The sequence below is a fragment of the Erythrobacter sp. genome (assembly GCF_038133525.1).
Taxonomy (GTDB): Bacteria; Pseudomonadota; Alphaproteobacteria; order Sphingomonadales; family Sphingomonadaceae; genus Qipengyuania.
Genome location: NZ_JAYPTL010000152.1, coordinates 451 through 789, shown reverse-complemented (window position 1 = coordinate 789; position 339 = coordinate 451). Strand labels below are relative to the sequence as shown.

The window sequence follows — 339 nt, the reverse complement described above, 5'->3', positions numbered from 1 at the left end:
ATCTTTCGACAAGATTGAGGGCTTTGCCGAGGCCAGCTATGGCAATTACAATGCCATTGTCGCCAAGGGGCTGGTCACCGGCCCGATCACCGACACCATCGCGGCATCGCTCTCGGGCGGGATCAACAAGCGCGACGGCTATATCCGCGACGCGGCGCTGGGCAAGGACACCAACGAGCGCAACCGCTGGTTCACCCGCGGCCAGCTCATGTTCGAGCCCAATGACATCTTCAAGGTCCGCCTGATCGGCGATTACGAGAAGGTGGACGAGAACTGCTGCGCCAATGTGCTGCTGTTCAACGGCCCGACCGGCTTTGCGGTCAATGCGCTGGGCGGCCA

1 pseudogene is annotated in these 339 nt (G+C 61.7%); it reads left to right on the top strand.

Going from position 1 to position 339, the window contains the following annotated elements:
- Window positions 1-339 (top strand): annotated as a pseudogene (locus tag AAFM29_RS17385) (TonB-dependent receptor); the annotation flags it as partial.